This is a genomic window from Microbacterium kyungheense (assembly GCF_006783905.1).
Lineage (GTDB): Bacteria > Actinomycetota > Actinomycetes > Actinomycetales > Microbacteriaceae > Microbacterium > Microbacterium kyungheense.
Genome location: NZ_VFPE01000001.1, coordinates 165,769 through 191,599, shown reverse-complemented (window position 1 = coordinate 191,599; position 25,831 = coordinate 165,769). Strand labels below are relative to the sequence as shown.

Here is a 25,831-nt window from a genome sequence, read left to right as displayed (position 1 = left end):
TCGTGGCCGCACGCCACGAAACCGCACCGGACGAACGGACACCCCTTTGGACCTCTACGCCTTCCCACCCATCGCCGCGATCCTCGACGGGGCGTATGCCCTGCTGATGCAGCTCATCGCCCTGCTCGAGCCCGTCGCCGGCACAGCCGCTGCTGCGGCATCCGTCATCCTCCTCACGCTGCTGGTGCGCGCTGCGCTCATCCCGGTCGGCATCTCGCAGGCCAAGGCCGAGCGGACCCGCAGCCGGCTCGCGCCGAAGCTGCGTGAACTGCAGAAGCGCCACAAGCGCGACCCCGAGCGCCTGCAGCGCGAGACCATGAAGCTGTATGCCGACGAGAAGGCGTCGCCGTTCGCCGGCTGCCTGCCCATGCTCGCGCAGGCGCCGGTCGTCGCGATCGTGTACGCCCTGTTCCTGCACCCCGCGATCGCCGGTCATGCCAACTCGCTGCTCACCGAGCAGCTGTGGGGCGTTCCGCTGGGCCTCAGTGCGATCGGCGCGGCGACCTCCGGCACAGCGACCCTCGTGACGGCCGGGGTGTTCGCGGGCGTGATCGCGGTGATCGTCGTGGTCGCCGAACTCACGCGGCGCGCCTTCCGCCCGCAGATCGACGGATCGGATGCGTCGCCGCTCGCCGGCGCCGGCATGGCGCGTGTCGCCGGGATCCTGCAGTTCACGACAGCCGTGTTCGCACTGTTCGTGCCGCTGGCCGCCGCGCTGTACCTCGCGACGACGGTCGCGTGGACCCTCGTGCAGCGGATCGTGCTGCGCCGCCGGCATCCGCTCGCGACCGCGTGAGGTGCGGCATCCACCCCTCTTGAAAGCGCCTGGTCAGGCCCATATCCTGGCGCCACGTGGTCGGGGAGGCCATCGCCCTGGGGAAGCACGAAGGTCATCTGACAGAAAGGGCAGTCATGATCCTCTCCCCACAGCCGACCGCGCCCGCGGCCGGCCGACGCTCGGACCGGCGGCGCATGCTGCTGGCCATACTGGCCGGCGGCGTGGTGCTCGGCGTCGGCACCGCCGTCACACTGGCCGTCTGGAACGACTCGGAGTTCGCCACCGGGACGTTCTCGTCAGGACAATTCGACCTGGAGGGCAGCATCGACGGTGACACGTTCGACAGCTCGCCCGACAGCCCCGGCAAGACGCTCACCTTCGAGCTCGACGCCGACACGCTGTCGCCGGGCGCCGTCGTCTACGCGCCGTTCGCCGTGCAACTGTCGGCGGACTCGGACTACGCCGCGGCGGTGACGCTCGCGCAGTCCATCGCGGGAACGATCGGCGAGAGCCTGACGTACTCGCTCTAGGATGTCGGGGGCACCTTCGGGGCGACGTGCTCGGCCGAGACCCCGCCGACCGGCACGGCGATCGTCCCAGACGGGGCCGCGACGGCCACCGGGACGGTCGACGCGTTCGACCTCACGGCCGCGGCGGCGCCGGTGAACCTGTGCTTCGTGGTGACTGCCGGCAGCGGCCTGCCCCAGGGCGTGGACGGCACCGTCACGTGGGAGTTCGCAGGGACCTCCGGCGACCCGCTGCCCTGAGTCGCCCGATGGAGACCAGACGCGACCGACGCCGGCGCGTCCGCTGGCGGCGCCTGCGGGTGCTGCTGGCGGCCGGGCTGGTGCTCGGCGCGGGGACGATCGCCACGCTCGCGGCGTGGACAGCGACCGAGAACGCCACCGGCAGCTTCGGGGCGAGCGTGTTCGCGACCGAGTCGCAGACCCAGGGGTCGCCGACCTACGCCGCGCATCCGACCTCGCCCGGCGCGACCCTCACGTTCAATGCGACGGCCATGTCGCCGAGCGTCTCGTTCTACGCGTGGGTCAACATCCGCACGACGGCCGCATCCACGGTCGGCGGCACGGTGGCGCTCACGGCGGCGACGCCGACCGGCGCACTCGGCACGGCGCTCCAATATCGCGCGGTGCGGTTGAGCGGGCCGAGCCCCGGTGCCGTGTGCGACGCCACGGCGTTCTCGGGCTCCCCTGCCTTCATCGCAGGGGCCGCCGGCACCTACCTCGCGGTGTCGCAGGTGCCGGGGACGCCGGTGGCCAGCAGCATCGGCGCGGCCGGCGCCCAGCTCGGCTTCTGTGTCGAGGTGCGGATCGCGCCGGGCTCGGCCAGCACCTTTCAAGGGCAGACGGCGACCGTGACGTGGACGTTCACGGCGACCTCGGCGAGCTGAGCTGACATGGCGCGGCGCGAGGGGGCACGGCGCGGGTGGACCGCGGTCGCCGACGGCGGTCTGACCGTCGCCGCCGTGCTCGGAGCCGCCTGCATCGTGCTGGCGATCGCGGCGGTGCTGTTCGACGTGCGCATCGTGCTGTTCCGCACCGGGTCGATGGAGCCCACGATCCCTGCGGGATCCGCGGCCCTCGTGCGCGGCATCCCAGCCGCGGACGTCGGCGTGGGCGACGTGGTGATGGTCGAGCGGGAGGGCGAGCTGCCGATCACGCACCGGGTGGTCGCCGTCGCGGCGGTGCCCGGGGCCCCCGACGCCCGCAGCATCACGATGCGCGGCGACGCCAACGCGACGGACGACCCGGCACCCTACGAGGTGACGCACGTGCGCCGCGTGCTCTTCTCGGTGGCGGGCGCGGCGCCGGTGCTCGCCGCCGCCGGCTCCCCCTGGGTGCTCGGCGGACTCACGCTGGCCGCCACCACGCTGATCGTGGTCGTGTTCTGGCCGCGCCGACGACGCGGGGTCGCGGCATCCACCGATCCTGCGGCCGGCGGCGACACCGGCGAGGGCGGCACCCGCCGGGCCCGCCGGGCGAGCGGCGTGGGCGCCGCGATCGTGCTCGTCGCCGGCGCCGCGGTCTTCGGCGCAGCGCCGCCTGCCCGTGCCGCCCCGGTCGACACCGAGACGATCGTGCAGGGCGAGGTGATCCGGCTCACCTCGATCGAGTCCCCGCAGATGCGCACGCTCGCCCCCGGGACGGGCGCGGTGTGGCAGGTGGGCGTGTCGGCGGATGCCGCAAGCCCAGGCATCATCACCGTCTCGCTGGCGGGCACCGCTGCGGCGCCCTCCCCGTTGCGCCTGGAGGTCAGCGGCTGCCCCGTGCGCTGGACCTCCGACCGGTGCCCGGAGTCGGCCGTGCTCGTGGCGGACTCCGCGGTGCCGACAGACGGGACCCCGCGTGTGCTGAGGACAATGCCGGACGACGCGCAGCTGTGGCTGCGGATCCTCGTCTCGATGCCGTCCGACGCCGGCCCCGTGGTACCCGAGGTGCACCTGACCGTGCGGGCGACCGGCGCCGGCGACGCGGTGTCGACCGGTCCGGGCGGCGGACTGGCCGCCACCGGGCTCGGCGCGCCGCTCGGTGCCGCCGCGGTGGGCGTCGTGCTGCTCGCGATCGGGGCCGGGGTGGCGCTGCGCGTCAGGAGGCGGACGTGATCCGGCGGCGACGGGGCGTGGCGGCGGCGCTCGCACTCGCCGGCATCCTGGGCGTCGCGGCGATGGAGCCCACGCCGACCGAGGCCGCCTGGGTGGGCGCGGAGGTCGGGACGAGCTCTTCGCTGCAGGCGGGCACGGTCGCACCGGTCACGCAGATGACGTGCACGGCGGGGCTTCTGCAGCCGGTCACGTTCTCTTGGACGGCGCCCGCAGGGGGACTGACCAGGACCAGTTACCGCTGGACGGTGACCGGCGGGCTCACGGGCTCGGGCACCCTCGCCGCCGGCGCGACGAGTGTGAGCCTCAACACCGGGATTCTCGGGCTCGGCGCGGGCACGTTCTCGCTCTTTGCCGTCGGCCCCGGCGGATGGGAGGCGGTCGCGAAGACCGGCTCACTTTCGTTCGCCACCGTTGTCCTGGACGTCCTGTCGACGTGCTCCGTGCCGTGACCTCGCGATGCCGGCACGGGCGCGTCACCCCTGCGCCGACCCCGCGATCTCGGCCGCCGGCATCCCGTCGCCCGAAGGCTGCGAGCGACGCAGCGCGGTTCCGAGCGCCAGGAAGAGCAGCACCATGCCCGCCGTGAGCAGGATGTGGCCCGCACCCGCGATGCCGGCGATCATCTTCGACGACTCCTGCCCGAGCACCGTCAGCGACCCGTGCCAGACGAGCATCGCTGAGGTCGCCACGACCCCGGCGTTGTACACCCAGAAGAACCATGTGAAGAGCTTGGACGCCGACAGCGTGAACACCTTCTCGAGCACGAGCACGATGAGCAGCACGACGAAGCCGAGGGTGAGCAGGTGCGTGTGGGCGACTCCGAGCTGGGTCGACCCGCCCTCGGGGAAGTCGTTGAGCTTCGTGAACTCGCGGTAGAACAGTCCGGATGCCACCCCGGCGATCATGTAGGCGAAGGCAGCGTAGTAGAGCTTGCGCATGGGAGTCCTCTCGATGGTGATTCCAGCCTCGCCGCGCTCCGGCCGCGGCGGATCCATCGAATGGTTGATCCCTGCGTCAGTCCCCGGTCGGGACGGCGTCTCGCCCCGCCGCGCGCCGCAGCCGCAGGGCGCCGACGAGACCGAGCAGCAGGAACAGCGAGGCCACGAGCAGCGCCCACCGGGTCGCGTCGGCGAATCCCGCAGCAAGAGCGTCGACGACGGCCGGGGTCTGGTCTCCGAGCCGGCTGTCGGTGCCCTGTGCGCGCAGCTGCGAGATCGTCGTCCCGGCGGACTGACGCGTCGCATCGGCGATCGTGTCGGCCGCCGAACCCGAGAAGCCCGCCGCGCCGAGCGATGCCGGCAGCGTGAGTGCGAGCGCGATGGACAGCGCCGCTCCCGCGAACGCGGTGCCGAGGGCGGAGCCCACCTGACGCACGGTGCTCTGGGTCGCCGACCCCTGGCCGGACTGGGTGACCGGGACGTCTCGCAGGACCGTGCCCGTCAGCTGGGCGGATGCCAGTCCCAGGCCCAGTCCGTAGACCACGAGCGGCAGCGCCAGCAGCCAGCCCGGGGTGGTCGCGGTGACGACCAGAGCGACGATCACGACGCCGACGACTTCGAGTGCGAGACCGATCAGCACCGTCCCTGGGGCGCCGAAGCGGGCCGCGACGTGCCGCGCGGCGGCACCGGAGGCGAACGCTCCGAGCGCCATGGCCGCCAGCACGAGGCCGGCGCCCATCGCGTTCATGCCGAGCGCGTTGACGAGGTAGAGCGGCAGCACGAAGATGATGGCGAACTCGCCGACCGCGACCGCGCCCGCCGTGACGTTGCCCCATGTGAACGTCGGCAGCCGGAACAGCGCCAGGTCGAGCAGGGCGGAGCGGCCGTTGCGCGCGCGGTGACGCTCCCACGCCACGAACAGCGTGAGGGCGACGACCGCGATGGCGAGCGTGATCGGGATCACCGAGATCGGGGCGTCCGCCGGCCAGGTCCAGCCGAGCAGCTGGAACTCGGACTTCGGTGCCCACCAGCCGAGCTCGGGGCCCTCGATCACCGAGAAGACGAGCGCGCCGAAGCCGATCGCCGAGAGCAGTGCGCCGTCGACATCGGCCCCGGGTCCTGGGGTCGCGCCCTTCGTCTCGGGCACGACGAGGAGTGCGGCGACAAGCACCAGCGCCCCGAGCGGCACGTTCACGAGGAAGACCCACTCCCACGAGGCATACTCGGTGAGGGCTCCGCCCGCGAGGGGTCCGATGGCGGCCGCGCCCGAGATCACGGCGCCCCAGACCCCGAACGCGGCCGCGCGGTAGCGGCCGCGGAACACCGCGTTGACGGTCGACAGCGTCGACGGCATGATCAGCGCCGCGCCGACGGCCTGCACGGCACGGGCGCCGATGAGGGGCCCCGACGCCTCTGCCACCGCCGCCAGCAGGCTCCCGGCGACGAACACGACGATTCCCGCGACGAACAGGCGCTTGCGTCCCCACCGGTCGGCCAGGCGGCCCGTCGACAGCAGCAGCGCCGCGAGGATCGCGGCGTACAGGCTGCTGACCCACTGCGCGTCGGTCAGGTCCATCCCGAGGTCCGAGATGATGTCGGGCAGCGCGACGCCGACGATGGTGCCGTCCAGCACGATCATGCCGAGCCCGACCGAGAGGACGGCGAGCGCCATCCAATCGCGGCGGGTGGGGGCCGCGACGGAGTCCGCGACGGTCATAGGATGCCTCTCTCCCGGGCGATGGCGACGGCCCGGGATCGGCTGTCGACGCCGAGCTTGCCGAAGATGTGCACGAGGTGGGTCTTCACCGTGGCCTCGGTGACGAACAGGGTCTTGGCGATCTCGGGATTGGAGGCGCCGGTGGCCAGCAGCCGCAGCACGTCGAGCTCGCGCTCCGTGAGTCGCACGCGGGGGGCGCGCAGCACCTGCACGACGCGCGCGCTGATCTCCGGGGTGAGCGCCAGCCGGCCCGCGGCCGCGTCGTGCACGGCGCGGACGATCGCCTCGGGCGGGGCATCCTTCAGCACGTAGCCCGACGCGCCGGCCTCGATCGCACCGAGGATCTCGGCGTCCCGGTCGAAGGTGGTGAGGATGACGACCGCGGGCGCGGGGTCGAGGGCGCGCAGCGCGGCGGTCGTCTGCACGCCGTCGGCGCCCTCGCCCAGGCGCAGGTCGCACAGCACGACGTCCGGAGCCAGATGGCGGGCGAGGGCCACGGCCTCTTCGCCGGTCGCCGCCTCACCGACCACCTCGACGCCGCTCGAACCCGTGAACAGCGAGCGCACGCCGGTGCGGATGATCGGGTGGTCGTCGACGATGAGGATCCGGATGCCGCTCACCGCTCACCGCCCGTCGCGATCGGCACGGACGCCGACAGGGCAGCCCCCTGCCCCGGAGCGCTCTCGACGTCGAGGGTCCCGCCCAGCTCGCGCAGGCGCTCCCGGATCGCCCGCAGCCCGTAGCCGCCCTCGGGCCCGGCGGGCCGGGACGCCCAGCCGGTCGCGTCGAAGCCGATCCCGTCGTCGACGACGTCGAGGCGCACGGCGTCGCCCCCGTCGGACATCGTGACCACGACCCGGCCCGCGCGGGCGTGCAGCCTGACGTTGGCGAGCGCGGACTGCGCCGTGCGCAGCAGGGCGACCTCGGTCGTCACCGGCAGCGGCGGGAAGTCCTCGTCGACCCGCAGCTCGGTGCGGATGCCCGTCTCGTCGTGCAGGCGCACGAGCATGCGGCGCAGCGCGTCGGCGAGCGCCGCGCCCTCCAGCTGTGCGGGCATGAGCGCGTCGACGATGCGGCGGGTGTCGGCCAGGCCCTCGCGCGCGAGTTCGCCGATCTGCGACAACGCGCGGGCGGCGGCATCCGGTCCCGCCGTCTCGGAGTCCGCGGCGGCGGTGGCGGATGCCGCGATCATGCCGATCGACGTGAGGCTCTGCGCGACGGTGTCGTGGATGTCCCGCGACAGCCGGGTGCGCTCGGCGACCGCCCCGGCATCGCGCTGGGCGAGGGCGAGCTCGTCCTGGAGCGCTGCGGTCTCTTGCTGCGCGGCCACCAGCGACGCGATGAGCCGCTGCCGCTCGCGCCCGTCGCGGACCAGTTCCAGATAGCCTCGCGAGATGCCGAGGGCGAACACGCCGCCGACCACCGGGCCGATGATGTTCGCGTAGCTCGTCGAGCCGGTGTGGGCGAGCGGAGCCGCGATGACCACGAGCAGCACGACGAGGCTGAACACGATGGCCCACCGCATCCGCATCACGAACCCCGCGAGCAGCCACAGCGGGAACGCGAGCCACACGAACTCGGGCGAGATCGCGACCGCTCCGACCCAGATGAGCGCCAGCCCGACGAGCCAGCCGGCGGCGAGTGCGCGATCGCGCGTGCGCTCGCTCAGCAGCAGCCCGCCGAAGTACCAGCCGGCGAACACGACCGACACCGCGACCACCCATGGCACGGGCGTCCCGTCGGCGACGGCGCGCAGCGCACCGATCACGATGAGCGCCGCCGTGATGACGGACTGGCCCACCCGGATCGAGCCGACCAGTCCCCGCCACGACCGTACGGTCGCCGGCGGAGCGGCCTCAGCCGACGCGCTCGTGGAGAACTGCGGCATCCCCCGACACCCCTTCCTCTCCAGCGCGATCGCCTCCCTCGTGCGATGCGGCGAGTCGCCCCGGCCACCACATCCGGTCGCCGATGAGCGAGAACAGCGCGGGCACCACGAGGGTGCGCACGACCAGCGTATCCACCAGCACCCCGACGCCGACGACGAGGCCGAGCTGCCCCAGGGTCACCAGCGGCAGCAGCCCCAGCGCCGCGAAGACGCCCGCGAGCACGAGCCCCGCGCTCGTGATGACGCCGCCCGTCGCAGCCACCGCGTTGACCATGCCGGGCCTCGTGCCCACGACCCCCGCCTCGGCGCGCGCCCGGTGCACGAGGAAGATCGTGTAGTCCACGCCGAGCGCCACCAAGAAGAGGAACGCCAGCAGGGGCACCTCCAGGTCCAGGGCTGTCCACCCGAACAGCACGCGTCCGAGCCAGGCGCCGGCGCCGATCGCCGCGGTCGCGCTGAGCGCGTTCACGAGCAGCAGCACGAGCGGCGCGACCACCGCGCGCAACAGCACGATCAGCACCACGAGGGTCACGAGCAGCACCAGCGGTGCGATCACCAGGAAGTCGCGCACGTTGGCGTCGCGGGCGTCCACCGCGGCACCCGCCGGCCCGCCGACGAGGGCGGACCCGGAGACGTCATGCGCGGCATCCCGCACATCGCGCACCAGCTGCAGGCTCTCGGGCGAACCGGGTTCGGCGTCGCCGACCACGAGCAGCTTCACGAGCGACGAGTCGTCGCTCTCGGCGACGAGGGTGGTGCGTTCCACGCCGGGGACGCCGTCGATCGCCGCCGTGACGGCATCCGCGTCCGCGGCATCGGCGATCACGACCACGGGCTCGGCCTCCCCCGCGGTGAAGTGGTCGCCCAGCACCTCGAGCCCGACCGCCGACTCGGACGGCACCCGGAAGCGTTCGGCCTGCGTCAGCCCGAGCTGCGTGCCGATGAGGCCCGTCGCCGCGGCGGCCAGCAGCAGGAGTCCCGCGACAACGGGGAGCACCGGACGCGCGACCACGCGGGCGCCCAGCGTACGCCACGCGCCGACCCGGGGCGCCGGGGCGCCGGGGCGCGGGACGAAGGGCCAGAACACGCGCCGGCCGCACACGGCGAGCGCCGGGGGCAGCACAAGCAGCACAGCGGCGAGCGCGATCAGCAGGCCGACGGCCGAGGCGATTCCCAGGCCGCGTGTGCCGGGCACGACGGCCAGCAGCAGCGTGAGGAGCGACAGCACCACGGTGGCGTTCGACGCCACGATCGCCGGCAGGCTCTTCCGCCAGGCGCCGGCGAGCGCGACGCGGTGATCGTCATCGCTCAGCAGCTGCTCGCGGTAGCGCGACACGAGCAGCAGCGCGTAGTTGGTTCCGGCGCCGAAGACGAGGACGCTCACGATGCCGGTGTCGAACTGGAGGTCGAGGGCCGTGCCCAGCGCCGCCGTCGCCTTGCTCGCGAGCTGGTCGGCCAGCGCGACGACGACGAGCGGCACGAGCCACAGCACGGGGGAACGGTAGGTGAGGATGAGGAGCGCCGCCACGATGCCGATCGTGACGAGCAGCAGTGTGAAGTCCGCCCCGTTGAACGCGGAGGCGACGTCGACGCCGAACGCCGCGCCCCCGGTCACCTGCACCGAGACCCCGTCGACCGGGTGGTCGGCGATCGCCGACCGCAGGCCGTCGACCGCGTGCTCCGTCGCGTCCTCGCCCGACCCCGGTTCGATCGTCGACTGGATGACGGCCGCCTCGCCGTCCTCGCTGGGGATCGGTCCCCGCGACGTGTCTCCGGTCTCGGCGTCGATGACGGGCACGAGCGCGGCGATGCCGTCGAGGTCCGCCGGCGTGAGGGCACCGCCGTCGTCGCGGCTCGCGACGACGAGCAGCGTCTGCTCGTCGGCATCCGCGAACTCGTCCGCGAGCGCGGCGACCTGTCCGCTCTCGGACTGCGGGGGTACGGGGTCGCTGCCGGCGGGCAGGGCAGCGCGACCGAAAGCGCCGAGGAGGGCGACGAGGGCGAGAAGACCGAGAGCGAGCGAGAGCCACGCGCCGCGGCGTGACGTCAGGGCGCGGGAGAGTGAGGCGATGAACCGGTGCACACGTCAACTCCACTCGCGCAGGCGGTTTCGGGCGTCGCGCGGGCGATCGAGTCCGGTGTCAACCGATCGGTGGATGCCGGATCAGTCGTCGCGGGCGTGCAGCAGCCCGCTCGCCGCGCCGAGTGCCGCGCCGACGAGCGTGTCGACGACGCGCTCGCTCGCGACGGCGACGGTGTCGACGGCGCCCGTCGCTGCGCCGGTGAGCAGCAGCACGAGCGGCGTGATGAACACCAGCGCGAGCGCGTAGTTGCGCACCACGAGCAGTTCGATGGTGAACTGCAGCGCGCCCAGCACGAGCGCGAGCCACAGCGGCGGCAGCGGAATCGGAGCCAGCAGCAGATACACGCCGGCGCCCACCACCGTGCCGACCATGCGGTGCAGGCCGCGCGTGAAGGCGGCACGACGGTCCGCCACGACGCCGATGACGGCGACGGCCGCGCCGACGATCCAGTACGCCCGGTCCGGATCGAGCACGAGGCCCAGACCGATCCCGACGACCGTCACCAGCGCGACGCGGGCGACCAGCATCCGCTCGCCCGCCGGCCACGCGGGCCCGGGAAGGATCTCGCGGAACGGTCGCGCGGCGACGCGCCACCGGCTCGGCAGCACCAGCGGCGTCAGCGAGACGACGGACGCGAACAGGATGCCGCACCCCACCGTCACGACGTAGACGACGGCGTCCGCGCCCGACGCGACGATGTGCGCCGACAGCCCGTAGACCAGGACGACGAACAGCGGACCGGGAGGTCCCATGCGGAACCCGAACATCCCCGCGGCCGCGACGACCGCGACCACGGCGAGACCCACGAGCGTGGCGACCTGTGACGGTCCGGCGAGCGCGCCGAGCAGCGCCGCCGCGGCGAGCGTGCCGGCGACGAACGGCACGACGCGGGCCCGCTCCACCACGGGCAGGTGCGTGCCGTAAAGCGCGACGAAGGCGCCGGTAGCGGCCTGGAAGCCGAGTTCAGGGCGCCCCAGCACCGACATCAGCGCGATCGGCACGGCCATCGCGATCGCCGCGCGCAGGCCGATCGGCCACCGGGGCGCCGGTGCGGGCGCCAGCCGGAACAGGCTGCCCACGGCGTGGCGGAGGTCGGCCGAGAACCGGCGGGCGGGGTCGTGCTGCGGCATCCGGTCTCCTCTCCCTTCCATCCTCCCCTGCCTGAGAGGGCGCGACGCGCGGCCCCGTCGCGTCGCCGCACTCCCGGCACGTTGGCACCGCGCGCTATTGTCACCCCATGACAGCCACGGCCGGCGCGGGTATGCCGCTGCGGGATTACCGCGTCCACCGCTACGTCAACGCGTTCTGCCCCCGGTGTCACGAGGAGGATCCCGACCGCCCGCTCGCCGACGTGCGCCGGCTCTCGGGATGGCTCGCCGTGAGAGGCGGGAAGGTGTGGCTGGAACGCGGATGCCCCGACCACGGGTTCGTGCGGACCCTGTACGACGAGGATGCCGACATCCTGTCGTACCTGGAGCAGTGGACCGCACCGACCAAGGTGCACACCCCGGACGTCGCCGGCAACTTCAAGCCGGTGCCCTCGGCGTATGAGGACGGGCTGCCGCAGATGCAGACGCAGCACACCTGCATCCTGCTCGAGGACCTCACCGACCACTGCAACCTGCGATGCCCCACGTGCTTCGCCGAGTCCGGCCCGGCTGCGACGGCCGTGGCGCCGCTCGCCGAGGTGCTGGCATCGGTGGACGCGCGGCTCGCCAAAGAGAACGACCGCATCGACGTGCTGATGCTGTCAGGCGGCGAGCCGACCCTGTACCCGTGGCTGGAGCAGCTGCTGGAGCACCTCGTCGCGCGTCCGATCGTGCGGATCCTCATCAACTCCAACGGCCTGCGGATCGCCCAGGACGACGCGTTCGTCGAGACGCTCAAGCGGCATCGCGAGCGGGTCGAGATCTACCTGCAGTACGACGGTGAGAGCGCCGAGGCGTCCCGCTTTCACCGCGGCGCCGACATCCGGCGGTTCAAGGAGCGGGCCCTGGAGCGGCTGAGCACTGCCGGCGTGTTCACCACCCTGACCATGACAGCCGCCCTGGGCGTCAACGACGGCGAGATCGGCGCCGTGATCCGGCAGGCGATGGCGACGCCCTACGTGGGCGGCGTGACGGTCCAGCCCGTCTTCGGGTCAGGACGCTCGTCGGGCATCGACCCCGACGAGCGGCTCACGCACACCGGGGTGCTGGCGCGGCTCGGTCCGCAGACCGACGACGAGGTGACGTGGCGCGACCTCACCGCACTCCCGTGCAGTCATCCGCACTGCTGCTCGGTCGGCTATCTGCTCAAGGACGACTCGGGCGAATGGAAGTCGCTGGTCGGGCTCATCGGTCACGAACGCCTCAAGGAGTTCCTCGACCTCAATCCCGACCTCCTCGCCAACCGCATCGCCGACTCGAACGTCAACAAAGCGATCCGCGACGTCGTCAAGAGCTCGCTGCTCGACCTGCTGAGCGAGCAGTCGTCGCTCTCGCACCCGTCGATGAGCGACATCTGGCGCGACATCTGCGTGAATTGCGACCTCGGCATCGGCACACTGGCCACGCTCGCGGCATCCCGGCTCCCCGGGCAGCACGAGCGGCTGCGCCGCATGCTGGCCGATCGCGTGCTGCGCATCACGGTCAAGCCGTTCATGGACATCAACACGATGATCGAGGAGCGCCTGACCCAGTGCTGCGTGCACGTGGCGACCGTCAACGAGACCACCGACGCGCACCAGTGCGCCCCGTTCTGTGCGGTGCAGGCCTGGGCGCCGCTCGCCCGCCGCAAGCTGTCGACCGCCACCGGCGGCCGCGAGCTGCTGCCGATGGCCGCGTCATGAGCGCCGCGGAGTTCGACGGCCTCAACCGTCGCGATCCGACGGTGCCCGATCCGGCGCCGCCGTTCGATCCGCTGCGGCTGTGCGTCTACACGACGGTCGCGCTGCTGGCGTGCGTGCTCGGCCCGATCGCGCTGCTCGGCTTCGCCCTGCTCGCGATCGCGGGGTATGCGCGCGCACGCCGTGCGGGGCTGCTGCGCTCGCGGTGCAAGCTCGGCGACACCCGGCTCGTGCTGCTGTACCTGTCGGTCATCGCGGTCGCCGCGGCCGTCGCCACGCCGTTCTGGGTCGCGTTCTGGGTGCGCTGGATCACGGGAGCGTAGTCCACGATGTTCCCGACGCTGCACGATCTGCTGGGCTGGGGGCCGCCGATCGACACGCACTCGGCGTTCGTCGCCCTGGGTCTCGCCGCCGCCGGGCTCGTGTTCCTCATCGAGAAGCGGCGCCGCGGTGTCACCGACGAGCGGATCCCCTACATCGTGCTCGGCGCGCTCGCCGGGGCAGCCGTCCTCTCACGCCTGGGCACGTGGGCGCAGCATCTCGATCCGTCCAAGAACCTGAGCTTCACCGAACAGCTGCTGCACGGCAACGCCTCGATGCTCAGCGCTCTCGTCGGCGCCTGGCTCGGCGTCCACGTCGCCAAGCGCATCGTGCGCTATCCGCTGCGCACCGGCGACCTGTTCGCGCCGGCCGTCGCACTCGCGATGGCGATCGGACGCATCGGATGCCTCCTCACCGAGCGGCCCGGCACCCCGACCGGCGCGGGCTGGGGCATCGTGCTCGACGCCGACGCCGCCGCCTACACCGCGTCGCCCGCCGGCGTGCCGCTGCACCCGAGCTTCGTGTACGAGATCGCGTTCCACCTCGCCGCATTCGCGATCCTGTGGTTCTGGCTGCGGCACCGCCCGATCGCCGCCGGCGAGACGCTGACGCTCTACGTCGCCGCGTACGGCGTCTTCCGCTTCGGCGTGGAGTTCGTGCGGGGCAACGACATCGCGTGGCTCGGCCTCACACGGCCTCAGCTGTTCCTCCTCGTGACGATCCCCCTGCTGCTCGCCCGCATCGTCTACAAGGCGCAGCGCGGCGCCCTGACCACGCGCATCGGAAGGACGGTCCCCCGTGAACAGCACACCTGAACCGCCGGCACCCGGCGACGAGCCCGAACCGGCGCCCGAACCGGCGCCCGAACCGCCGACGCCCGAGACCGCGCCGGGTTCCGATGGGCCGCCGTCGCCGCAGCAGCCCCCGTACGCTCCGCCCGGTGCGTACCCGGGAGCCGGGGCACCGGCATCCAGGTTCCCCGTCGGGGGTGCGCAGTCCCCCGCACCGGTCAAGCGCCCACCGGTGTGGGCGGGAGTGCTCACCGGGCTGGGGGCACAGGTCGTGGGGGTCGTCGCGATGATCATGCTGCTGTCGGTGATGTTCTCGGTCGCCTACGGCAGCTGGGGGGTCTTCGTCCTGCTCCTCCCGTTCATCGTCCTGCTCATCGGTCCGGCTCTCCTGATGCTCTCGTGGCACTGGCGGCGGTTCGCGACCGGCATGCTGATCGTCAGCGCCGCCGTGTGGCTCATCATCATCGGCCCCTGCCTCGGGCTCGCGCTGGTCGCCTGAGGCACCGGGGCAGAACCTCCGATTGGAGGTTTTTTCTTCGCGCACTGGGTATCATCGGCGTATGACCGCCTCGCCCGCCGATGCGCCCCGCCCACGGGGTCGCTATCCGAAGGGCATCGCGCGGCGCCAGGAGATCCTCGACAAGGCGATCGAGGTGTTCGCGCAGCGCGGCTCGCAGAAGACCAGCCTGCGGGCAATCGCCCAGGAGGTCGGCGTGACGCACGCGGCGCTCACGCACTACTTCGGCTCGCTCGAAGAGCTTCTCGTCGAGGTGTACCGCGAGTCGCAGCGCAAGCCGACCGTCGAGAAGCATGCTCCGCCGGCGGACTCGAGCCCCGCGGCGGCGATGCGGCTGGCCGCCGAAGAGAACCGGGCGATCCCGGGTCTCGTCCAGCTCTATTCGACGCTCGTGGCGATGGCTCTGGAAGACAATCATCCCGCCGCGCAGCAGTTCGCGACGGACCGCTTCGCCCGGCTGCGCAGCGACATGGGCCAGCAGGTGCGCGGGCTGCAGGCATCCGGTCATCTGCGCGCCGATCTCGATCCCACGCTGGTCGCCGCGCTGGTGATCGCCGCGTCCGATGGGCTGCAGACACAATGGCTGCTCGACGCGACGGTCGACCACGAAGCGGCGCTCGACATGCTCGACCGCCTGTTGCGCGGAGGCCCCACCGCCTGACCCGCGGGGCGCCCGGCATCCCCTCACTCACGCCTGACGGGTCGTCGAGATCACATGTTCTCGCCGAGAACACACGTCACCCGCGCGGACGACGTGTGTTCTCGGCGAGATCGTGTGTCGTCGACGATGGATGCCGGCCGCCCGGCACACGACAAGACCGCGGGTCGCCGGCACTCGGCCGACGGACCCGCGGTCCCGGAAGCGAAGCTCAGAGCGTCGCGGCGAAGGGGTCGAAGCTCTCGGGCAGCAGCGGCACGGGTGCCACGGTGCTCTCGACGACGACGGTCACGCCGGTCGCGGCGGACTCCTGCGCCGACAGCAGGATGTCGAGCACGTGGAACCCGAGCTCGCCCGACGCGACGTGCGGCCGGCCCTCGGCGATCGCCCGCACCATGTCGAGCGCGCCGAGGCCGCGTCCGACCTGGACGTCGGCGTGCTCGATCTCGATCCACTCCTGCTCGAACGACATGCCGTCACGGATGACCCCGAGCGGCTTCACGTACGCGATGCGTCCCGTGAACTGGTTCGGGTCGGGGATCACGATGGTGCCCTCGGTGCCGTGGATCTCGACGATGCCGTGACGCTCCAGTGCCGAGTCGAAGCTCAGCAGGCTCTGCGCCTGCTGTCCGCTCTCGAACGCCGTGACGATCTGGATTGTCGAGGGGACCTCGACCGGGAACGTGGTGCCGGCGTTCGGGCCGGTGTGGATCTGCCGCTCCTCGCGGGCCTTCGTGCCGACGGCCGCGACGCGGTCGACCGGGCCGAGCAGGCTCACGAGCGCCGAGAAGTAGTACGGCCCCATGTCGAGGAGCGGACCGGCGCCGTTGGCGAAGAGGAACGCCGGGCTCGGGTGCCACAGGTCGGGTCCCTGCGTCTGGAACGTCGTCAGCGCGAACAGGGGGCGGCCGATGCGGCCGTCCTCGATCGCGCGGCGCGCAGCCTGGAAGCCCGGACCGAGCAGCGTGTCGGGCGCGGAGCCGACGCGCAGGCCGGCCTCTGCGGCCTCACGCAGCAGTTCGGCAGCGCCCTCGCGGTCGAGCCCCAGCGGCTTCTCGGTCCACACGTGCTTGCCCGCCGCGATCGCCGCGCGCGAGACCTCGACGTGGACGGCCGGAATCGTCAGGTTGACGACGAGCTGCACGTCCGGGTGGGCGAGCACGTCCTCGGCGGAGCCGAACGCGGGGACGCCGTACTTCTCGGCCTGCGCCTGGGCGCGGTCGAGCAGCAGGTCGCCGACGATGAGCACCTCGACGTCCGGGAAGGACGACAGGTTGGCGAGGTACGTGTCGCTGATGACACCGACCCCGATGATGCCGACGCCGACCGCGCTCATCGGGCGAACCCGCCTTCGATGAGGAACGCGTAGCTGGCCGCGATGTCGGCGAAGACGTCATCGCCGGGGTTGTTGTCGTACTCGATGACGGCGTACTTGAGGGCGGATGCCGCACGCAGCGCGTCGGCGAGCGGAACCTCGCCCTCACCGGCGCGACGCTGGTCGAGCGTGTCGGAGCCGAACGACTCCGCACCCGGCGCGAACGGGTTGCTCGCGGGCGCGATGCCGTCCTTCACGTGAGCGGCGACGAGGCGGTCGCCGAGACGCGAGACGAGTCCGACGACGTCCTGGCCGCCGACGAGGGCCCAGTACAGGTCGAGCTCCAGGACCACGCGCTCGTCGGTGATCGAGACGAAGTGCTCGTACGCGGTCTTGCCGTCGAAGTCGGCGATGAACTCCTGCGCGTGGTTGTGGTAGCCGACCTCGAGGCCGAAGGTGGCGGCCGTGTCGGTGAGCCGGTTGAGGCGGTCGGCGATGTCGGTGACGCCCTCGAGCGTCGCCCAGCGCTCGGGCGCGACGAAGGGATCGATGACGGTCTTCATGCCGACCTTCGCGGCGGCCTCGAAGACGACCTCGGGCGCGGGAGTGGGGATCGAGCCGTCAGGGGTCCACAGCTCGTCCGAGAGCAGCGGCGCGTGCCCCGTGGGCGAGACGAGGCCCGACGCATCGAGCGCTGCGCGGATCTCGTCGGGACGGCGCACGAAGTCGAACGCCTCGACGTTGCGCAGTCCGATCGCAGCGAGCTTGTCGAGCGATCCCTTCATGTCTGCGGTGAACTCCGCAGCGAGTGTGTAGAGCTGAACCGACGCTTCTGGCAGGGCCACGTCGACCTTCCTTTCGTACGCGAAGAGGGGGCATGCTTGCTGCCGCCGGACTCAGAGTAGCAGAAACCTCCAGGCGGAGGTTATGCGCTTCGACAGACGGTGACACGGGGCGAGTGGATGCCGGGGGCCCGGCATCCACTCTCCACAGCCGCGACGCCATGGGGCCGATTGCGCACGGTCGGGCGACGAACAGGTAGGGTCTACCAAAACGGGCCAATGGAGGTGCCGTGCCAGCAGTGCTGATCGTCGCATTCGCGACCACGTTCGCGATCATGAGCGTCGCGGTGTTCGTCGCCACGCGTGCCCGCGTCGCCACCGTCGATGTGCGACTCCGATGGCCGGACGTCGCGATACGCGTGATCGTCGGGCTCTCCCTCGTCGCCCTCGCCGCGCTGGCGGTGGCGATCTGGTTCGCCTTCTCGGTCTGACCCCCCTGCGCTCAGGCACAGGCATCCACCGCTCTCAGACTTCGCAGAATCTCATCCGGCCCGCAGAGAACACGTGGAATTCTGCGAACTCCGCGCGAATCTGCGAAGTCTGTGCAACGAAGCTCAGGCCTCGCGCCCCTCCAGCGCGGCGCGCGCGGCCTCGACGGCGACCTCGGTGGCGGAGTACACGTGCTCGGTGCCGGGAAAGACGCCGCTGCGCACTTCGCGCGCATACGCGGCGACGCCCGCGACCATGTCGGGGCCGATGGCGCCGTAGCGCTTCACGAAGGCGGCGGTCTTTCCCTCGGTGATGCCGAGCAGGTCATGGACGACGAGCACCTGGCCGTCGGCGGGGCCGGCGCCGATCCCGATCACGGGGATCCGCAGGTGCGGCAGCACGACCGCGGCGACGTCGGCGGGGACCGCCTCGATGACGACCACGCTGGCGCCGGCGTCCTGCACGGCGAGGGCTTCGCGCACGATGCGCGCCGCCGAGTCGGCCGTACGACCCTGGGCGCGCAGCCCGCCGAGTGCGACGGCGGTCTGGGGCGTGAGACCGACGTGCGCGACGACCGGGATGCCGGCGTCGGCGATCGCACGGATGCGCGACAGCCGCGCCTCGCCGCCGCCCTCGAGCTTGACGGCGTCGGCGCCCGCTTCCTTCACGAAGCGGACGGCGGTGGCGATCGCCTGCTCGTCCGACACCTCGGTGGACCCGAACGGCAGATCCGCGACGACGAACGCGGTGTGCACGGCGCGACGCACCGCCCCCGCGAGCACGAGCATCTCGTCGACGGTGACCGCGACGGTCGAGTCATGACCGAGCACGACCTGCGCGCCCGAATCGCCGACGAGCACCATGTCGACCTCGGCCTGCTCGGCCGTGCGGCCGGTGGGATAGTCGTACGCGGTGACCATGACGATCGGCTCGCGCCGCGCCTTCATCTCGGCGAGCCGTTGCAGCGTGACCCTGGCGGGCATCACGCACCTCCTATGACGGTGTTGTCGATCAGCCGAGTGCGGCCGACGCGCGCCGCGACGGCGACGAGCACGGGGCCGTCGACCTCGGCGACCGGGGCGAACGTGTCGGGGTGGACGAACGCGACGTACTCGGGATGGATGCCGGCGGCGTCGAGCTCCTCGAGTGCCCGGGCGCGCAGCGCTCCGGCGTCGGCGACACCGTCGGCGGCGGCATCCCTCACCGCCTGCAGCGCACGCGGGATCGCGAGTGCACGGGCCCGCTCGTCCGGAGTCAGGCGCGTGTTGCGGCTCGATCGGGCGAGACCGTCGGAGTCACGCGACGTCGGGCAGACGACGAGCTCGACGGGGATGCCGAGGTCGGCCACGAACCGCCGGATCACCGCGACCTGCTGCGCGTCCTTGGCCCCGAAGTACGCGCGATCGGGCAGTGCGGCCAGCAGCAGCTTCGTGACGACCGTCGCCACGCCGTCGAAGTGCGCGCGACCGCGCTGCGCTCCCTCGAGCGTCTCGGCGATCGGACCGGCGACGCTCACGGTGGTCGCGAATCCGGCCGGATACATCTCGGCCGCCTCGGGCGCGAACACGACGTCGACGCCCTCGGCCTCGGCGAGGGCGAGGTCGGCGTCCTCGGTGCGCGGATAGGCGGCCAGATCGGCCTGCTCGTTGAACTGCGTCGGATTGACGAAGATCGACATCACGACAACCGCGTCGGTCGCGCGCGCGGAGCGCAGCAGCGTGGCGTGCCCTTCGTGCAGCGCGCCCATCGTGGGCACGAGACCGACGGCGCCGTCGCCTGGGCGCGACTGCAGCGCCGCGCGCAGCTCGGCGATGGTGCGGGCGACGATCATGCGGCCGGCTCCGCGCTTGCGCGGGCGAGCTCCCGGGTGGCACCCGCGAGGGCGTCGAACAGCGGCACGCGGTCCGGCAGCCGTTCGGCCACGGCGGCCCGCTGGCGCGCGACCGTCTCGTCGTCGCCCCGAGCGATCGGCCCGGTGAGCGCCGCAGCGCCGGAGGCCTGCCAGTTCGCCACGGTCGCGCGGACGAGCGGAACGAGCGAGTCGCGCGGGACGCCTGCTGTCTCGGCCAGGTCGGCCGCGAACGTCTCGAGCGTCACGAGGAAGTTCGACGCGATCGAGGCGGCGGCGTGGTACGCGGCGCGGTCGGCATCGTGGATCTCGAACGGCCGCAGCCCCAGCAGCTCCGCGAGCCGGCGGGCGGTCGTCAGTGCCTGAGCGCTCGTCGCGGCGATGGCCGCCGGCGCTCCCGCCAACTCCACGCCCCCCGCGGTCACTGTCATGAGCGGGTGCAGGCCGAACGCCTCGTGCGGCGCCAGCGGCGCGAGCGTCGTCGCGCCCGACACGTGGCCGACGACCGGACCGTGAGCGAGGGATGCCGCAGCCGTCGCGATCTCGGAGTCCGGAACCGCCAGCAGCACGATGTCGGCTCCGTGGCCGCTCGCGCCGCGGCGGAGGGGTCCGCGCACGTCGACGCCTTTCGCACGGAGCGAGAGTGTCAGTGCACGTCCCATCCGGCCGTCACCGACGATCGCGACCGTGCCCGGAGAGAAGTCCGGCATCATCGCCCTCCCGTCGTTGCACCAGGTTCAAAAATACCCTGGTGCAAGGGTGCGTTAACGCGGAATGGCCACCCAGGGTGTGGGTGGCCATTCCGTGAATGGGTGTCCGGCGGTGTCCTACTCTCCCACAGGGTCCCCCCTGCAGTACCATCGGCGCTGAGAGGCTTAGCTTCCGGGTTCGGAATGGGACCGGGCGTTTCCCTCTCGCTATGGCCGCCGAAACTCTTTCGATGTTTCAGGTTGTCACATAACAAAAGTCTGTGTTTTGTTGTGTTCCCGACCGTACATCGGGAACCACTCAGTGGACGCGAGCATTCTCACCCCGCAGTGGGGGAATGTTTAAAAGTCGTCGGCTTATTAGTACCAGTCAGCTGCACACGTTGCCGTGCTTCCACATCTGGCCTATCAACCCAGTAGTCTGGCTGGGAGCCTCTCACCCGAAGGTATGGAAGTCTCATCTTGAGGCCGGCTTCCCGCTTAGATGCTTTCAGCGGTTATCCATCCCGAACGTAGCTAACCAGCGGTGCACTTGGCAGTACAACTGGCACACCAGAGGTTCGTCCAACCCGGTCCTCTCGTACTAGGGTCAGATCCTCTCAAACTTCCTACGCGCGCAGCGGATAGGGACCGAACTGTCTCACGACGTTCTAAACCCAGCTCGCGTACCGCTTTAATGGGCGAACAGCCCAACCCTTGGGACCTACTCCAGCCCCAGGATGCGACGAGCCGACATCGAGGTGCCAAACCATGCCGTCGATATGGACTCTTGGGCAAGATCAGCCTGTTATCCCCGAGGTACCTTTTATCCGTTGAGCGACAGCGCTTCCACAAGCCACTGCCGGATCACTAGTCCCGACTTTCGTCCCTGCTCGACCTGTCAGTCTCACAGTCAAGCTCCCTTGTGCACTTACACTCGCCACCTGATTGCCAACCAGGTTGAGGGAACCTTTGGGCGCCTCCGTTACTTTTTGGGAGGCAACCGCCCCAGTTAAACTACCCACCAGGCACTGTCCCTGAACCGGATCACGGTTCGAAGTTAGACATCCAGAGTGACCAGAGTGGTATTTCAACAACGACTCCACGAATACTGGCGTATCCGCTTCACAGTCTCCCACCTATCCTACACAAGCCACACCGAACACCAATACCAAGCTGTAGTAAAGGTCACGGGGTCTTTCCGTCCTGCTGCGCGTAACGAGCATCTTTACTCGTAATGCAATTTCGCCGAGTTCGCGGTTGAGACAGTTGGGAAGTCGTTACGCCATTCGTGCAGGTCGGAACTTACCCGACAAGGAATTTCGCTACCTTAGGATGGTTATAGTTACCACCGCCGTTTACTGGGGCTTAAATTCTCAGCTTCGCCTTGCGGCTAACCGGTCCTCTTAACCTTCCAGCACCGGGCAGGCGTCAGTCCGTATACATCGTCTTGCGACTTGGCACGGACCTGTGTTTTTAGTAAACAGTCGCTACCCACTAGTCTCTGCGGCCACCACACCCTTTTTGAGGCAAGCTCATATAAGTGGATGGCCCCCCTTCTCCCGAAGTTACGGGGGCATTTTGCCGAGTTCCTTAACCACGATTCTCTCGATCTCCTCGGTATTCTCTACCTGACCACCTGAGTCGGTTTGGGGTACGGGCGGCTAGAACCTCGCGTCGATGCTTTTCTTGGCAGCATAGGATCACCCACTTTTCATCCGCATCGTGTCTCAGCCTGTATGAGTCGCGGATTTGCCTACGACTCGGCCTACGCACTTGCCCCGGGACAACCATCGCCCGGGATGGGCTACCTTCCTGCGTCACACCTGTTAACACGCTAACCGCACCAGCATGGGGTCGTACGCTAGGCCCCACGCCATCGCCCGAAGGCTCCGGTCATGGGGATTCAGATACTTAGCACTACTGGGTTAGTTTGGGCGGTTCTTCGCCGGTACGGGAATATCAACCCGTTGTCCATCGACTACGCCTGTCGGCCTCGCCTTAGGTCCCGACTTACCCAGGGAAGATTAGCTTGACCCTGGAACCCTTGGTCTTTCGGAGGACGTGTTTCTCACACGTCTTTCGCTACTCATGCCTGCATTCTCACTCGTGTGGCGTCCACGGCTGGGTCACCCCGCCGCTTCACTCGCCACACGACGCTCTCCTACCCATCAACACGGCTGGACCACGAAGGCCTACCAATAATGTCAATGCCACAACTTCGGTGGCGTGCTTGAGCCCCGTTACATTGTCGGCGCGGAATCACTTGACCAGTGAGCTATTACGCACTCTTTCAAGGGTGGCTGCTTCTAAGCCAACCTCCTGGTTGTCTAAGCAACTCCACATCCTTTCCCACTTAGCACGCGCTTAGGGACCTTAGATGGTGGTCTGGGTTGTTTCCCTCTCGACTATGAAGCTTATCCCCCACAGTCTCACTGCTGCGCTCTCACTTACCGGCATTCGGAGTTTGGCTGACGTCAGTAACCTTGTAGGGCCCATCGGCCATCCAGTAGCTCTACCTCCGGCAAGAAACACGCAACGCTGCACCTAAATGCATTTCGGAGAGAACCAGCTATCACGAAGTTTGATTGGCCTTTCACCCCTATCCACAGCTCATCCCCTCAGTTTTCAACCTAAGTGGGTTCGGCCCTCCACGACGTCTTACCGTCGCTTCAGCCTGGCCATGGATAGATCACTTCGCTTCGGGTCTAGGACATGCGACTGAATCGCCCTATTCAGACTCGCTTTCGCTACGGCTACCCCACCCGGGTTAACCTCGCCACATATCGCTAACTCGCAGGCTCATTCTTCAAAAGGCACGCTGTCACCCCTACCAAGGAGGCTCCAACGGTTTGTAAGCAAACGGTTTCAGGTACTATTTCACTCCCCTCCCGGGGTACTTTTCACCTTTCCCTCACGGTACTTGTCCGCTATCGGTCATCTGGGAGTATTTAGGCTTATCAGGTGGTCCTGACAGATTCACACGGGATTTCTCGGGCCCCGTGCTACTTGGGATACTCTCCACGCCAGAACACGCATTTCGACTACGGGGCTGGCACCCACTCTGGCCCGCCTTTCAAGACGGTTCGTCTATACGCTTCTGTCACGTCGACCACTCGGCAGAATGATCAAGAAAGTCCCACAACCCCCAACATGCAACGCCTGCCGGCTCTCACACACGCTAGGTTTAGCCTCATCCGATTTCGCTCGCCACTACTCACGGAATCACGGTTGTTTTCTCTTCCTGCGGGTACTGAGATGTTTCACTTCCCCGCGTTCCCTCTACCCGCCCTATATATTCAGGCGGGAGTCACTAGGTCGGCACGCCGCCCAGCGGGGTTTCCCCATTCGGACACCCTCGGATCAAAACTTGCTTATCAGTTCCCCGAGGCTTATCGCAGATTGCTACGTCCTTCTTCGGCTCCAGATGCCAAGGCATCCACCGTTTGCTCTTAAAGACTTGAAAACATGAGAATCAAAACTCGGGCCACACCAAAAAGTGCGACCAGAAATTGACTAATGATCTTTAAGATCATCAACACAAGACAACCCCGAAAGGTCATCTCGCAAAGATGCTCGCGTCCACTGTGTAGTTCTCAAAGTACGGGCGGCACCCGACCCACCCACCAACCCACGGCCGGCAGCAGATCGAGCCCAGAAGAAATCGCACACCACCCACGGCGGCGTCCGGTCCCTCAGGACCCAACAGCGTGCAGGCACCCCGCTCCCCAACCCCCACCTTCCAACCACACCCCGAAGGATCTGGCGTACTAGCAGGAATCAGCCGCGCTGATGCCATGTCAAATGTTCCACCCACGAGCCCCCGCAGAGACGTTCGCTCTGCTGAGGTTCCTACAACCCCGAAGGGCTGAGGTGCTCCTTAGAAAGGAGGTGATCCAGCCGCACCTTCCGGTACGGCTACCTTGTTACGACTTAGTCCTAATTACCGATCCCACCTTCGACGGCTCCCTCCACAAGGGTTAGGCCACCGGCTTCAGGTGTTACCGACTTTCATGACTTGACGGGCGGTGTGTACAAGACCCGGGAACGTATTCACCGCAGCGTTGCTGATCTGCGATTACTAGCGACTCCGACTTCATGAGGTCGAGTTGCAGACCTCAATCCGAACTGGGACCGGCTTTTTGGGATTCGCTCCACCTCACGGTATTGCAGCCCTTTGTACCGGCCATTGTAGCATGCGTGAAGCCCAAGACATAAGGGGCATGATGATTTGACGTCATCCCCACCTTCCTCCGAGTTGACCCCGGCAGTATCCCATGAGTTCCCACCATTACGTGCTGGCAACATAGAACGAGGGTTGCGCTCGTTGCGGGACTTAACCCAACATCTCACGACACGAGCTGACGACAACCATGCACCACCTGTTCACCAGTGTCCAAAGAGTTGACCATTTCTGGCCCGTTCTGGTGTATGTCAAGCCTTGGTAAGGTTCTTCGCGTTGCATCGAATTAATCCGCATGCTCCGCCGCTTGTGCGGGTCCCCGTCAATTCCTTTGAGTTTTAGCCTTGCGGCCGTACTCCCCAGGCGGGGAACTTAATGCGTTAGCTGCGTCACGGAATCCGTGGAAAGGACCCCACAACTAGTTCCCAACGTTTACGGGGTGGACTACCAGGGTATCTAAGCCTGTTTGCTCCCCACCCTTTCGCTCCTCAGCGTCAGTTACGGCCCAGAGATCTGCCTTCGCCATCGGTGTTCCTCCTGATATCTGCGCATTCCACCGCTACACCAGGAATTCCAATCTCCCCTACCGCACTCTAGTCTGCCCGTACCCACTGCAGGCCCGAGGTTGAGCCTCGGGATTTCACAGCAGACGCGACAAACCGCCTACGAGCTCTTTACGCCCAATAATTCCGGATAACGCTTGCGCCCTACGTATTACCGCGGCTGCTGGCACGTAGTTAGCCGGCGCTTTTTCTGCAGGTACCGTCACTCACGCTTCTTCCCTGCTAAAAGAGGTTTACAACCCGAAGGCCGTCATCCCTCACGCGGCGTTGCTGCATCAGGCTTCCGCCCATTGTGCAATATTCCCCACTGCTGCCTCCCGTAGGAGTCTGGGCCGTGTCTCAGTCCCAGTGTGGCCGGTCACCCTCTCAGGCCGGCTACCCGTCGACGCCTTGGTGAGCCATTACCTCACCAACAAGCTGATAGGCCGCGAGCCCATCCCAGACCGAAAAATCTTTCCAACCCCCACCATGCGGCAGAAGCTCATATCCAGTATTAGACACCGTTTCCAGCGCTTATCCCAGAGTCCAGGGCAGGTTGCTCACGTGTTACTCACCCGTTCGCCACTAATCCACCCCACAAGTGAGGCTTCATCGTTCGACTTGCATGTGTTAAGCACGCCGCCAGCGTTCATCCTGAGCCAGGATCAAACTCTCCATAAAAAAATGATGCCAACCAGGATCGGGAAAAACGACCACCAGCCAGCGAGTTCAACCATGACCAAAAACGAATATCAAACTGACATCCATGAATTGATCCAAAAAAGACCCCCACCAACCGGAAAACCGGTCGACAGAGAAAAAAATTGGCATTTGACAAGTGCA

22 protein-coding genes and 3 rRNA genes are annotated in these 25,831 nt (G+C 68.8%); 11 read left to right on the top strand and 14 right to left on the bottom strand.

Translation table 11 applies throughout. The features are described 5' to 3' along the window. The first annotated feature begins 46 nt into the window (after window positions 1-46). From FB391_RS00870 to FB391_RS00845, 5 genes are all read left to right on the top strand, one after another. Entirely contained in the window at window positions 47-796 is a 750-nt protein-coding gene (locus tag FB391_RS00870) for a YidC/Oxa1 family membrane protein insertase (RefSeq protein WP_141892425.1), read from the top strand. A 116-nt stretch (window positions 797-912) separates the two neighbouring features. Further along, window positions 913-1,308, top strand: coding sequence for a SipW-dependent-type signal peptide-containing protein (locus tag FB391_RS00865; protein WP_141892424.1), 396 nt, complete (start codon window positions 913-915; stop codon window positions 1,306-1,308). 245 nt (window positions 1,309-1,553) lie between these two features. Continuing rightward, the gene (locus FB391_RS00860; RefSeq protein ID WP_141892423.1) at window positions 1,554-2,189 is read left to right on the top strand and encodes a SipW-dependent-type signal peptide-containing protein; all 636 of its coding nucleotides are present in this window, start codon (window positions 1,554-1,556) and stop codon (window positions 2,187-2,189) included. A gap of 6 nt (window positions 2,190-2,195) precedes the next feature. Further along, on the top strand, window positions 2,196-3,401 hold the full coding sequence (locus FB391_RS19555) for a S26 family signal peptidase (protein WP_185842876.1): 1,206 nt from the start codon (window positions 2,196-2,198) through the stop codon (window positions 3,399-3,401). After that, entirely contained in the window at window positions 3,398-3,850 is a 453-nt protein-coding gene (locus FB391_RS00845) for a hypothetical protein (RefSeq protein ID WP_141892422.1), read from the top strand. Before FB391_RS19555 ends, FB391_RS00845 begins: the two co-directional genes overlap by 4 nt. A gap of 24 nt (window positions 3,851-3,874) precedes the next feature. On the opposite strand, the gene FB391_RS00840 is transcribed toward FB391_RS00845, so the two are convergent. The 6 genes from FB391_RS00840 to FB391_RS00815 all read right to left on the bottom strand — a co-directional run bounded on the left by FB391_RS00840 (window position 3,875) and on the right by FB391_RS00815 (window position 11,158). Then, window positions 3,875-4,339, bottom strand: coding sequence for a DUF2871 domain-containing protein (locus FB391_RS00840; protein ID WP_141892421.1), 465 nt, complete (start codon window positions 4,337-4,339; stop codon window positions 3,875-3,877). A gap of 76 nt (window positions 4,340-4,415) precedes the next feature. Next, window positions 4,416-6,056 carry an MFS transporter gene (locus tag FB391_RS00835; RefSeq protein ID WP_141892420.1) on the bottom strand — a complete coding sequence of 547 codons (1,641 nt, stop codon included), beginning with the start codon at window positions 6,054-6,056 and terminating at the stop codon, window positions 4,416-4,418. Beyond that, on the bottom strand, window positions 6,053-6,676 hold the full coding sequence (locus FB391_RS00830; protein WP_141892419.1) for a response regulator: 624 nt from the start codon (window positions 6,674-6,676) through the stop codon (window positions 6,053-6,055). The genes FB391_RS00835 and FB391_RS00830 overlap by 4 nt, the downstream gene beginning before the upstream one ends. Then, window positions 6,673-7,944 (bottom strand): sensor histidine kinase, encoded by a 1,272-nt coding sequence (locus FB391_RS00825; RefSeq protein WP_141892418.1) that lies wholly within the window; start codon window positions 7,942-7,944, stop codon window positions 6,673-6,675. The genes FB391_RS00830 and FB391_RS00825 overlap by 4 nt, the downstream gene beginning before the upstream one ends. Then, window positions 7,913-10,027, bottom strand: a complete 2,115-nt coding sequence (locus FB391_RS00820) for an MMPL family transporter (protein ID WP_141892417.1) — start codon at window positions 10,025-10,027, stop codon at window positions 7,913-7,915. Before FB391_RS00820 ends, FB391_RS00825 begins: the two co-directional genes overlap by 32 nt. A gap of 81 nt (window positions 10,028-10,108) precedes the next feature. Continuing rightward, entirely contained in the window at window positions 10,109-11,158 is a 1,050-nt protein-coding gene (locus FB391_RS00815) for an FUSC family protein (RefSeq protein WP_141892416.1), read from the bottom strand. Between the two features lie 107 nt (window positions 11,159-11,265). Between FB391_RS00815 and FB391_RS00810 the strand changes: the two genes are divergently transcribed. From FB391_RS00810 to FB391_RS00790, 5 genes are all read left to right on the top strand, one after another. Then, window positions 11,266-12,858: a radical SAM protein gene (locus tag FB391_RS00810; RefSeq protein ID WP_425462928.1), complete on the top strand. Its 1,593-nt coding sequence runs from the start codon at window positions 11,266-11,268 to the stop codon at window positions 12,856-12,858. After that, entirely contained in the window at window positions 12,855-13,178 is a 324-nt protein-coding gene (locus tag FB391_RS00805) for a hypothetical protein (protein WP_141892415.1), read from the top strand. The genes FB391_RS00810 and FB391_RS00805 overlap by 4 nt, the downstream gene beginning before the upstream one ends. A 6-nt stretch (window positions 13,179-13,184) precedes the next feature. Then, window positions 13,185-13,991, top strand: coding sequence for a prolipoprotein diacylglyceryl transferase (locus FB391_RS00800; protein ID WP_141892414.1), 807 nt, complete (start codon window positions 13,185-13,187; stop codon window positions 13,989-13,991). Beyond that, a complete protein-coding gene (locus FB391_RS00795) occupies window positions 13,975-14,466 on the top strand; it encodes a hypothetical protein (RefSeq protein WP_141892413.1) in 492 nt (163 codons plus the stop codon). Before FB391_RS00800 ends, FB391_RS00795 begins: the two co-directional genes overlap by 17 nt. A 61-nt stretch (window positions 14,467-14,527) precedes the next feature. Further along, window positions 14,528-15,145, top strand: coding sequence for a TetR/AcrR family transcriptional regulator (locus FB391_RS00790; protein ID WP_141892412.1), 618 nt, complete (start codon window positions 14,528-14,530; stop codon window positions 15,143-15,145). Window positions 15,146-15,353: 208 nt separating this feature from the next. On the opposite strand, the gene FB391_RS00785 is transcribed toward FB391_RS00790, so the two are convergent. After that, window positions 15,354-16,478, bottom strand: coding sequence for a Gfo/Idh/MocA family protein (locus tag FB391_RS00785; RefSeq protein ID WP_141892411.1), 1,125 nt, complete (start codon window positions 16,476-16,478; stop codon window positions 15,354-15,356). Next, window positions 16,475-17,302 carry a sugar phosphate isomerase/epimerase family protein gene (locus FB391_RS00780; RefSeq protein ID WP_141892410.1) on the bottom strand — a complete coding sequence of 276 codons (828 nt, stop codon included), beginning with the start codon at window positions 17,300-17,302 and terminating at the stop codon, window positions 16,475-16,477. Before FB391_RS00780 ends, FB391_RS00785 begins: the two co-directional genes overlap by 4 nt. A gap of 227 nt (window positions 17,303-17,529) precedes the next feature. Here FB391_RS00780 and FB391_RS00775 point away from each other — a divergent pair, with 227 nt between their 5' ends. Then, window positions 17,530-17,730, top strand: coding sequence for a hypothetical protein (locus FB391_RS00775; protein WP_141892409.1), 201 nt, complete (start codon window positions 17,530-17,532; stop codon window positions 17,728-17,730). Between the two features lie 123 nt (window positions 17,731-17,853). Here the strand turns inward: FB391_RS00775 and panB are convergent, their stop codons facing one another. From panB to FB391_RS00745, 6 genes are all read right to left on the bottom strand, one after another. After that, window positions 17,854-18,711, bottom strand: a complete 858-nt coding sequence (gene panB / locus FB391_RS00770) for a 3-methyl-2-oxobutanoate hydroxymethyltransferase (protein WP_141892408.1) — start codon at window positions 18,709-18,711, stop codon at window positions 17,854-17,856. Next, the gene (gene panC / locus FB391_RS00765; protein ID WP_141892407.1) at window positions 18,711-19,559 is read right to left on the bottom strand and encodes a pantoate--beta-alanine ligase; all 849 of its coding nucleotides are present in this window, start codon (window positions 19,557-19,559) and stop codon (window positions 18,711-18,713) included. Before panC ends, panB begins: the two co-directional genes overlap by 1 nt. After that, complete coding sequence (locus FB391_RS00760) at window positions 19,556-20,194, bottom strand: DUF2520 domain-containing protein (protein WP_342778163.1); 639 nt, start codon at window positions 20,192-20,194, stop codon at window positions 19,556-19,558. Before FB391_RS00760 ends, panC begins: the two co-directional genes overlap by 4 nt. 197 nt (window positions 20,195-20,391) lie before the next feature. Then, a 5S ribosomal RNA gene (rrf, locus tag FB391_RS00755) occupies window positions 20,392-20,508 on the bottom strand. A gap of 116 nt (window positions 20,509-20,624) precedes the next feature. Then, window positions 20,625-23,729, bottom strand: a 23S ribosomal RNA gene (locus FB391_RS00750). 418 nt (window positions 23,730-24,147) lie between these two features. After that, window positions 24,148-25,669 (bottom strand): 16S ribosomal RNA (locus tag FB391_RS00745). Together the 16S, 23S and 5S rRNA genes form the textbook arrangement of a ribosomal RNA operon. Between the last annotated feature and the right edge of the window lie 162 nt (window positions 25,670-25,831).

What these genes read in the sequence shown, in the direction of transcription:
- FB391_RS00810 (WP_425462928.1), top strand. Translation starts at nt 11,266, where the DNA reads ATGACAGCCACGGCCGGCGCGGGTATGCCGCTGCGGGATTACCGCGTC.
- FB391_RS00805 (WP_141892415.1), top strand. Translation starts at nt 12,855, where the DNA reads ATGAGCGCCGCGGAGTTCGACGGCCTCAACCGTCGCGATCCGACGGTG.
- FB391_RS00840 (WP_141892421.1), bottom strand. Translation starts at nt 4,339, where the DNA reads ATGCGCAAGCTCTACTACGCTGCCTTCGCCTACATGATCGCCGGGGTG.
- FB391_RS00815 (WP_141892416.1), bottom strand. Translation starts at nt 11,158, where the DNA reads ATGCCGCAGCACGACCCCGCCCGCCGGTTCTCGGCCGACCTCCGCCAC.
- FB391_RS00865 (WP_141892424.1), top strand. Translation starts at nt 913, where the DNA reads ATGATCCTCTCCCCACAGCCGACCGCGCCCGCGGCCGGCCGACGCTCG.
- FB391_RS19555 (WP_185842876.1), top strand. Translation starts at nt 2,196, where the DNA reads ATGGCGCGGCGCGAGGGGGCACGGCGCGGGTGGACCGCGGTCGCCGAC.
- panB (WP_141892408.1), bottom strand. Translation starts at nt 18,711, where the DNA reads ATGCCCGCCAGGGTCACGCTGCAACGGCTCGCCGAGATGAAGGCGCGG.
- FB391_RS00825 (WP_141892418.1), bottom strand. Translation starts at nt 7,944, where the DNA reads ATGCCGCAGTTCTCCACGAGCGCGTCGGCTGAGGCCGCTCCGCCGGCG.
- FB391_RS00835 (WP_141892420.1), bottom strand. Translation starts at nt 6,056, where the DNA reads ATGACCGTCGCGGACTCCGTCGCGGCCCCCACCCGCCGCGATTGGATG.
- FB391_RS00800 (WP_141892414.1), top strand. Translation starts at nt 13,185, where the DNA reads ATGTTCCCGACGCTGCACGATCTGCTGGGCTGGGGGCCGCCGATCGAC.
- FB391_RS00790 (WP_141892412.1), top strand. Translation starts at nt 14,528, where the DNA reads ATGACCGCCTCGCCCGCCGATGCGCCCCGCCCACGGGGTCGCTATCCG.
- panC (WP_141892407.1), bottom strand. Translation starts at nt 19,559, where the DNA reads ATGATCGTCGCCCGCACCATCGCCGAGCTGCGCGCGGCGCTGCAGTCG.
- FB391_RS00860 (WP_141892423.1), top strand. Translation starts at nt 1,554, where the DNA reads ATGGAGACCAGACGCGACCGACGCCGGCGCGTCCGCTGGCGGCGCCTG.
- FB391_RS00785 (WP_141892411.1), bottom strand. Translation starts at nt 16,478, where the DNA reads ATGAGCGCGGTCGGCGTCGGCATCATCGGGGTCGGTGTCATCAGCGAC.